The sequence below is a fragment of the Aporhodopirellula sallentina SM41 genome (assembly GCF_000346505.1).
Taxonomy (GTDB): Bacteria; Planctomycetota; Planctomycetia; order Pirellulales; family Pirellulaceae; genus Rhodopirellula; species Rhodopirellula sallentina.
In genome coordinates this window covers 1-8575 of record NZ_ANOH01000123.1, presented here as the reverse complement: position 1 = coordinate 8575, position 8575 = coordinate 1, and the positions used below count along the sequence as shown (strand labels likewise).

Here is an 8575-nt window from a genome sequence, read left to right as displayed (position 1 = left end):
GGGCAAATCGACTTCGTCCAACCCGAATGTTCCTGATACGCCGCCCGACTGTACCAAGACGTCCGCTTGGGAGGCGACGATCGACACCTGCGGAACGTATCGATCCATCAATCATACCAACAAGAGCCAACCGTTCAGCTTCCACGCAGGTTTGGTACATATCGGCATGTGCGACGGTTCTTCCAGGACGTTGACTGATACCGTCGACCAAGGTGTGTTCCTCAACCTGATGCTACGTGACGATCGACAAGTCCTCGGTGAGTATTGATTCGTTAGGCTGCCATCGGCTGGATCCTCGACGTTAACAGGTTGAGTGTGCTCAAAGACTAAACTGGCGTCCCAAGACTAAGCCGGCGTTATCGCCCGCCACGTTCGACGGCATCGTCGTCGACTTGTGGGGCAACAACATGTCGTCGTCTCGTCCACTGCAGCGTTACAGTTCTTGCAAACTCGAGACGACGCCGTTGTCGTCGTAGTCGATGTGGATCGCTTTGCCGTTTGTATCGAGGCTGCGTCTTCCCGCTTCGAGGATGGCGGTACACAGGAGGGTGTCGTTAGCGGTGGCGAGTTTGCCGTCGAAGTCATTCGGGTGGGCGTTTCCTTGACGAATCTCTTCGGCTGCACGCAGGAATACTTCGATGCTGCGATAGCCGTAGCCGTTCTGGCCAGAGAAATATCCGTCGGCGTCCGGCGTGAATTTCATGAACAGTGGGTTCGGTGAACTGAAACCATCATTGTCCACTGCGAGCGAATAACCGCGATGAGCCTGATCGATGTTGACCTCCCCACCATGAGCCATCAGAAAGAATCGCTGCTGCGAGTGAACGTCTGCTTTCGGAGCAATCCATGACGACGTGTAGATCGCGGTGGCTTTGTTTCCGCTTTCGATGTTTTCCCAGTCAACGGTCAGAGTGATCGTGTCCTCGGTGGGGATGTCCATCGCATGGGCAACGCCCGTCGCGGCGGAGGCTCGAACGACCATCGGACGGGCACGGTGGCCGACGGACCAAACGTTGAAATCGATATGGTGCGCGTTTAGGTAGTAGCTGATGTCGCTCGACTTGCCCGCCCACGCGCGAAACGTATCGAGTTGTGACTTGGGCTGACTCATGTACGACTGAAAAAAACTGAAATCGCCAAGGTTGCGAACACGGTCACGAGCGTCGGTGTACAGCGGATCCCAACGTTTGTGGACCTCCATCGCGACGAGGACGTTTTTCTCGTTCGCCTTTCGCATGAGGTTCAGGTGTTCGTCAACCGTCTTCACGATCGGCTTGGCAACGAGAACATGCAGGCCTTTGTCGATCGCTTCCATCGCGATTGAATAGTGTGTGTCATCGGGGGTGAAAACGATAATGCTGTCTCCTGGCTGCAGCGTATCGAGTGCCGATCGATACGCAATGCCATCGCGTGGCACGTCGTCGGCGGGATAACTGTCAAAGGCAACGTCCATGTCGCGATAGGTTTTCGCAAGTGCGTTATTGAGGTGCTGTCGGATCGCGGGAAACTTGGTTCCGTTGGTGCCGGCCATCAACAACCGATCGACAAGCCCACGGCGGCGTAGATCGAAAAGTGTCGTGCCAACGATTCCGGCTTTCTTGTCGGAGGCGACTTCGGCGTCAGGAACAAACCCTGTGGTGTATTCGCCGGTTCCTACCATCAGGACGCTCATCTTCTTCATTTTGTTATCTCCCATCGCGATTGGTCGCGTGTTGTTTTCTAGATTGGGGTTGTCCGAGTTCGCAGATCAACCTCGACCAAGATGCTCTTTGGTTCGCCACGCATGAAATTACTTTTCTCCACCTCGCCGCTCCTCAACCGTTTCGTTTGCACGGGGTAACCACGGTCAAACCGCGTGCACGTACAAGATCATCATTAAGAACAAGAACACAACGACTAGGATGACAGCGAACCAACGCCAAATCAAAACCGTTCAACGGAAATCTTCCGGGATCCTCGATCAGGATTATTTTGAACTCACGCTCTACTCGCTGCATCAAACAAAGTACTCTTGGTCGGATGGGCCAGGAAAAACGGGCTGGTCAGCCGGGAACGAGCTCGCCAGCGAAAGCAAAATCAGAAAGCCGATCAAACGCATGGGGACACCGATCGCTGTGATGGTAGAGAAGAGAACGATAAACTGATCCGTGGTTGTGTGGCGGTCCGTGACGAGTCACCTCAAGCCAAGAAAGCCATGAAACTCATGAACCTACTTTGGTGACATCGCGAATCGTCATCCTGGACTATTCCGATTGACGTGTGATTTTGAATTTCGGAACGCTCGTATTGCTGTGATTGGACCGATAAGGGGTCGGTACGCGTTGGCATTGCGTCGTGTGACTGACCAAGTACCTTGGCGTATCGTAAGTACCTGCGTCGATTGGATCTTAGGAAGAACATGTTCGTTCACAATTCGAAGCTGATGCACGTCTTGCCTCCCAAGATGTACTGGGAAGCCGAGCAATTTTCCAAAGAAGTCGAACGATTGCTGCTTCCGTCATGGCAACTCGTGGGACTCGTCAATGAGATGCCCAAGAACGGAGACTTTGTTTCTCGTGAATTGCTGGGCATGCCGATCCTGATCCGGAATTTCAATGGCGAACATTGCACGTTTCTCAATGTGTGTCCTCATCGGCATAGCGTGTTAACGGCTCTGCCATCAGGAAGCAGCCCGAAGCTCTCATGTCAGTACCATGGGTGGGAATTCGATCAGGAAGGAAAAACGGCGCGTATTCCCGACGCACGATCGTTTCGACCTCTCAAAGGCGGACCGGAATGTTTACGTAAATTTCCAACCATTCGGTGCGGCCCGCTTATCCTCGCGAAACTGCGCCCGCAGGCAAACGACGACAACGGATTGCCTGCCAAGTTGGCCGCATTGGCGGGTGAATACCCTGCCGATCGTTGGGCTTTCTCGGAGCGATGGAATTATGACTTCGACGCAAACTGGAAGGTCGTCGTTGAGAACACTGTCGAAACGTATCATGCCGATGCGGTACATCCACAAACACTCGTTTTTGGAGATGGCGAGAGCGATTTGAATCATGAGATTCACGAATATGGATCGCATCTTCATGCGAATTTGGTCACGCCGGATTGGTACAAACGCTTTGCAAACATCTGGCTTTCGCGAATCGAATCCGATGTATCGCATCAATATCGTTTAGCTCATTTCTTTCCCAATCTGTTTTGGATCCGGATTGATGCCATGTTGCAGGTCATGAGTGTGGTGCCCACGTCGCCAACGTCCTGCCGGATGGAAGTTGCCGTCTTCACGCTTCGGGCCGAGAAAGAGAACGGCGTAACCCGTCAACTCACTAAGCATTGGGGGCGATTGAAATGCCGGGTCATCAGACGGATCCTGCAGGAGGATGCTGCGCTCTATCCGGGGATTCAACTGGGAATGCAGGCAAGTCCGTTTCGCGGAACGATTAGCGTGCGGGAGGAACTCGTACACGCGTTTCAACACTATGTCGCCAGCGGTTGTGAACTTGATGTCGCATTAAACTTTGACGACAAGCCCGAGGGGAGTGGTGTTAAGCCTATGGATCATCCCGAGGTGTGACCGGCGATCCGGTCGTGCCGCTCATGGCGGGCCACGCGTCGAAGTTGCGATCCATGATTTGGTCATTGACGCGTTGAATCACCCATCGGTTTTTGGGGGCGTCAACGTCGTAAACGAGACGCGGGCCGTTTGGGATTTGGAAGGCCGAACGCAAGGTTTCTTTGTTTGCGTTGGACTTGTCGAGTGAATCGAGGACTTGTTCTGCGTTCTCTGAGCGAACGACGTGAACCACACCGAGATCCGATTGTGAATGAACGCCCACGCAAAGATCTGCCTCGCGTTGGAAGACCTTCCACAGTCTTGATTCGGCCGACGCTTCCCATTTGGAAGGGAGATGGACCGGGCCTGCTGCGACGGCCGTGTTCCGCCACACGCCCGTGTTGTTCCACTGGCGAAAATCTTTTCCAGGACCGGAGAGGTGGACCACGCCCGACAAATCGTCTGCACCATCGTCGAGACAAAGGGTTATCGGTCGAGCTACGATGAGAGAGCGGGGGCCACGATTGACACCGCCGGCACTTAGCAGGTAGCCCGGGCCGCCTGAATAGATCTCGGGAGAGCTGTCGGCACCGTGGCCGATTCGGATGAAATAGTCGGTTGGCTTTTCGAGGATCCACCGCGCCGTCCGATCGGGTAATCGGTATGGCGACCAACACGCCCAAATCGCGATGTGTTGATTTCCATTCAGTTTCAAGTTCTCGGGGCGTTCAGGCAATAAACTGATCCAAGGTTTGGTCAACCCGACATGTCGATCACCCATCAGCGACGTATCGCTCGCGTGCGCGTACTGACGTCGAAAGGGAGGAAAGCGTCGAAAACGCAAACTCCCAACGGCATAGTTCCAATTGAGTTGATCGAGCACTCGCCGTGCCGCCGACTGAACTTCCGTGGATCCGAACGCTTCTAGGTTGAGCAGCGCCGTCAGCGTGTAGCCTTCGTAGGGAATGGAGTTGAATTCGTAGAGCCCGCCCGATCGGAGCTCTTCGATGAAACCGAGCAGCCACTTTTCCAATCCGTTGGCAATGTTGTCGTATGTGGCCGAGGAATCTCCATGCAGCATCAGCCATCGGTTTTTGAGATAGCGTGAACCCTCTGTCATGAGCAGATGGTTTTCGGTGTCGGGGACCAGGCCTGCCGTACGCGGGACCATTCGCAGAGGCTCTCCACCGTCGATTGGGATGAGTTTCTCGACGAGGTGATCGCGCGTCTGAGGGTACAGCACATCAGGATCGTCGCCGAACAGATACAAGATGGGAATTAAACCAGCCAGAGTGAAGTCGTAGTCACCGTTTGGATTGCCGGGCCAGGTTGATCCTACGTTTCCCCATGGTTCTTGCGACAAGAGGTAGTCGTTGGTGGCTGCCAAGTCAACGCCTAGCATCAAGCGAGCGAGGAGTGTGCGAGGGGCTTTGATCTTTCCTTCGCTCTTCCAGTCACCGAGCGGTCGCTCGGCCCAGTAGGCTAAGACTTTTCGAGTGAGTTCCGATTCGTCGTTCCAACGGATACTTCGTTCATTCGGCGTTGCGATATTTCCGGGTGGCAGAGGAACATGACGACGCCGCGAGACGCTGACGTAATCGATCACGAAGGGCAACGCAACAGCGATCGCTAAGAAAGCCGCCGTTGCAGCGATCAAGATTTCCTTCCTTCGTTTCGATGGCATCTTCATGAACGATCGCTTGAGAGAAAACGTGGTGGCATGTTCGGTCGCAAGCAGACGTGTTCGAAAGGGGACCAACGTGGTTCGGAATTATCCGAGCAGTTTGGCAAGGTCTTTCACGAACTGTTTGTCATTGCTTTTGAGAATGCGGCAGTCGGTGCACTGATTGAACTCGGCAAAGTCGCGGAGTGTGCTCGCAAGTTGCCGAGTTAGTTGTTCTTTTTGTGAGACTGATTTTTCGAGGACGAGGTTTTCGATTCGCAGAGTCTTTTCACGTTTGTCTGCCTTGGGATCCAATCGCCCTATGATCGTATCACCAAAAAGTATCGGCAGGCAAAAGTAACCGTGCTGCCGTTTGTGTTTCGGCACGTAGCATTCGATCTGGTAGTCGAAGTCGAATAACGCCGCGATCCGTTTTCGCTGGATAACGAAGTTGTCAAACGGAGATAGAAGATGGGTTCGTTTCGATGTGCGAGTGGAGGCAGCTGTTTCGACGAGATCAAGCGTGGAATAGTACGACGTGGGATTTTCTTGGATCTTCACCTCAACGATTTCACCGTCGTGGATCATCTGTTGAATTTGCCGAGACAGGTCGGCTTTGATTCCTTTGCGGAGATAGCGGATCTCCGGTTCCGAGGCGATTCCCTGTGCCTGAATCGTTCGAGTGATCAGGTGCCGAAGAAACTCTTCGTGTGATGGAATACGGGTGTCGACGCTAGAGGGCAGAACTCGTTCGGTGAGATCAAACACCTTCTGAAATCCTTCGCGATGGCTGACCATCAGTTCGCCCTCGATGAAAAGTTGTTCGAGCGCGATCTTGGCCGGTTTGGAACCACCCCAAAAATGAGACTTTCCCTCCCCGGTGTCTTCGAAATGCCGAGCCATCACGGGGCCTTCGGTGCGAATGTGCCGAATCATTCGCTGCATGAGTTTTTTGTCGGGAGTGTGCCAGTGTTTTTGCCCGCCGGCGATCGCGTTCATGTATGGAAGGCTGAACCGAAAATCTCGCATCGGCAGATACGAGGCCGCGTGTGCCCAGTACTCGAAGACCTTGCGATCTTTCTGTAAAGCGTCGAGGTGTTCTTTCCGAAAGTCCGGCACCCGAGTCCAGAGGGTGTGATGATGGGCTCGTTGGACAACCGAGATCGTGTCGATCTGGATGTAACCTAGCTGTTCGACACATTTCAACGCTCCCACAGTGCCGCGGCCGAGCGGGCTTTTTTTGTGGAGGCCCTGGCATCGGAGGACCAGTCGCCTGGCTTGTGGAATGGAGAGTTCAAACGATTGCACGAGGATGACACAGTGGAGGACGTGGACGGACATGGACCGACGAGCAAGCTAATTTAGCTGAGCGATGTCCCGGTGGCTGCCACGGGGAAACATGCAGCGGGCGGACGAGTTACAATGATCGTCATCACAGTTCACACCATCGGAGAAAATATGACCTCTCAGACGCGTGTCGTTTTGTTGAGCTTGTTGATCGCTGTTCTGCACGCAGCGGGGAACCACGTTCAGGCTGCCGACTTGCCGAAGCAAAAGCCCAACATTGTGTTTGTCTTGGTCGACGACCTTGGTTACGCCGATGTCGGGTTCAACGGATCGCAGTTTTACGAAACACCGAATATCGATCGGTTGGCCAAGGACGGAGTGATTTTCGAATACGCGTATATGTATCCGACATGCTCCCCCTCGCGAACCGCGATCGCGACGGGAAAGCAATCGTTTCGGACCGGTGTTTACACCGTTCCAGTGCTCGAAAGAGGGAGTGCGCAAGAGAACCTCTTTTCCCGGTGGACGGTGGGGGAAGAGCACACGATGTACAGCGAACCTCTCGCCGAAGCCGGCTACCGATCCATTCACCTTGGCAAGTGGCATCTTGTCGGTCCGTACCCTCGAAAGGAAATGGCAGCCGACTTTCCGTTGAAGGCCAAACTCTCTCAACCAAAGCCGTCGGATTTCAGTTGGGTCGAGTACCACAAGTCGGATGCGTGCCGAGTGTATTATCCGGAGGGACGAGGCTATTTGAAGAACATTGGGGGCACTTATCGAGGTGATCCGGCGTTAGAGGTTGGTGGGTATCAATCCGAGACAGGTGGCTACTTCGCCCCGTTCAGCAATCCGTTTCTCGAGCAGAAACCCGACGATGAGTGGTTAACCGATCGTTTAACAGATGAAGCGATCGAGTTCATGGGTGACCACCGAAACGAGCCCTTCTTTATCAATTTGCATTATTACACCGTCCACAGGCCGCTCCGAGCGCGGAGCAAAAAGCTGCTCGACAAATACATGAGCAAGCCCGGTGATCCGGTAACGGGCCAAGGGATGAAACAGGGGAAGCAGCAAGTTCTCGAAGCCGAGTACGCAACTATGATTGAGTCGCTCGATGACAACGTTGGGCGCATCGAGAAATTCCTTGTGGACAACCAACTGCGTGACAACACACTGATTATCTTCACATCCGACAACGGACAGAACGGGCGTAGCAATGATTTGCTGCGTGAATCCAAAGGGCATATTTATGAAGGTGGCATTCGCGTTCCAGCGTTCATCAACTGGCCCGGGAAAATTATGCCACGAAGGACGAAAGTGCCGATGATGGGAATTGATTTCTTCCCAACGTTCATGGAATTGGCCGGTATCCGGTACGAAGGTGTGCTCGATGGCGAATCGTTGGTGCCGTTGTTTGAACGTGACGAGTCGAGGCTTGCCGATCGGTCGCTGTATTGGCATCTAGCGAGTCGGTACAAGCATGGCACGTGCTCGGTCATTCGCAAGGGTTCGTACAAGTTGATCGAGTTTTTGGCGGACGGAAAGTTGGAACTCTATAACCTCAGCAACGATCCCAAAGAACAACACAACCTCGTCGAATCCATGCCGGAGACGACCGATCAAATGCGGTCGGAGTTGGTTCGTTGGCGACGCTTGAACGAGGTCCCGTTACCTCCCAATGCGGTCGTCGAGCGGTAAGTAGGTTTTGCGAAGGAGGAGCAGGCCTTTGGCTGCTTCGAACCGAACTGGGGCTCATCAGCCGGTCAGCGTTTGCCGCGTTTTTTTGAGGCAACCGCGGCTAACGTCCGTCGGCTGGTTGGTTTACAGAGTTTTTCGCAAAAGTTTTTTGGTGCAGGCTCGGAATCCATCGTTGATCGGGAATAAAACCGTGTCAGATGACTCCGATAGACGAGCGGTGAGAGCGGTGGGTTCTTGACACGTTGGGGCGTTCTGGTCGGCTACCAGTCGATGAACGGTAGTTGCGAATCGACCATGGGAGAGAGAGACATGTTGCGTATTGGGCGTTGGGATCGCGTTGCCTTGATTTGGAAAATTCTGTTCAAATGCCTGGGTGTGGGCGG

General features: G+C 53.8%; 6 protein-coding genes. 3 read left to right on the top strand and 3 right to left on the bottom strand.

The genetic code is table 11. The features are described from left to right. Window positions 1–268, top strand: a 268-nt coding sequence (locus RSSM_RS08165; RefSeq protein WP_044301767.1) for a DUF1559 family PulG-like putative transporter, incomplete at its 5' end; no start/stop codon positions are given. Between the two features lie 165 nt (window positions 269–433). Here the strand turns inward: RSSM_RS08165 and RSSM_RS08160 are convergent. Beyond that, the gene (locus RSSM_RS08160; protein WP_008676499.1) at window positions 434–1696 is read right to left on the bottom strand and encodes a Gfo/Idh/MocA family protein; all 1263 of its coding nucleotides are present in this window, start codon (window positions 1694–1696) and stop codon (window positions 434–436) included. A 702-nt stretch (window positions 1697–2398) separates the two neighbouring features. Between RSSM_RS08160 and RSSM_RS08150 the strand changes: the two genes are divergently transcribed. Continuing rightward, window positions 2399–3565 carry an aromatic ring-hydroxylating oxygenase subunit alpha gene (locus RSSM_RS08150; protein ID WP_008676497.1) on the top strand — a complete coding sequence of 389 codons (1167 nt, stop codon included), beginning with the start codon at window positions 2399–2401 and terminating at the stop codon, window positions 3563–3565. On the opposite strand, the gene RSSM_RS08145 is transcribed toward RSSM_RS08150, so the two are convergent. Both RSSM_RS08145 and RSSM_RS08140 read right to left on the bottom strand, forming a co-directional pair. Continuing rightward, window positions 3543–5234, bottom strand: coding sequence for a hypothetical protein (locus tag RSSM_RS08145; protein ID WP_236621013.1), 1692 nt, complete (start codon window positions 5232–5234; stop codon window positions 3543–3545). The two genes, RSSM_RS08150 and RSSM_RS08145, sit on opposite strands and share 23 nt — an antisense overlap. Window positions 5235–5315: 81 nt before the next feature. Continuing rightward, window positions 5316–6548, bottom strand: a complete 1233-nt coding sequence (locus RSSM_RS08140; protein ID WP_044301765.1) for a winged helix-turn-helix domain-containing protein — start codon at window positions 6546–6548, stop codon at window positions 5316–5318. Between the two features lie 117 nt (window positions 6549–6665). Between RSSM_RS08140 and RSSM_RS08135 the strand changes: the two genes are divergently transcribed. Then, window positions 6666–8192 (top strand): sulfatase, encoded by a 1527-nt coding sequence (locus tag RSSM_RS08135; RefSeq protein ID WP_173403142.1) that lies wholly within the window; start codon window positions 6666–6668, stop codon window positions 8190–8192. The last annotated feature ends 383 nt before the right edge of the window (window positions 8193–8575 follow it).

What these genes read in the sequence shown, in the direction of transcription:
- RSSM_RS08140 (WP_044301765.1), bottom strand. Translation starts at nt 6,548, where the DNA reads ATGTCCGTCCACGTCCTCCACTGTGTCATCCTCGTGCAATCGTTTGAA.
- RSSM_RS08145 (WP_236621013.1), bottom strand. Translation starts at nt 5,234, where the DNA reads ATGAAGATGCCATCGAAACGAAGGAAGGAAATCTTGATCGCTGCAACG.
- RSSM_RS08135 (WP_173403142.1), top strand. Translation starts at nt 6,666, where the DNA reads ATGACCTCTCAGACGCGTGTCGTTTTGTTGAGCTTGTTGATCGCTGTT.
- RSSM_RS08160 (WP_008676499.1), bottom strand. Translation starts at nt 1,696, where the DNA reads ATGGGAGATAACAAAATGAAGAAGATGAGCGTCCTGATGGTAGGAACC.
- RSSM_RS08150 (WP_008676497.1), top strand. Translation starts at nt 2,399, where the DNA reads ATGTTCGTTCACAATTCGAAGCTGATGCACGTCTTGCCTCCCAAGATG.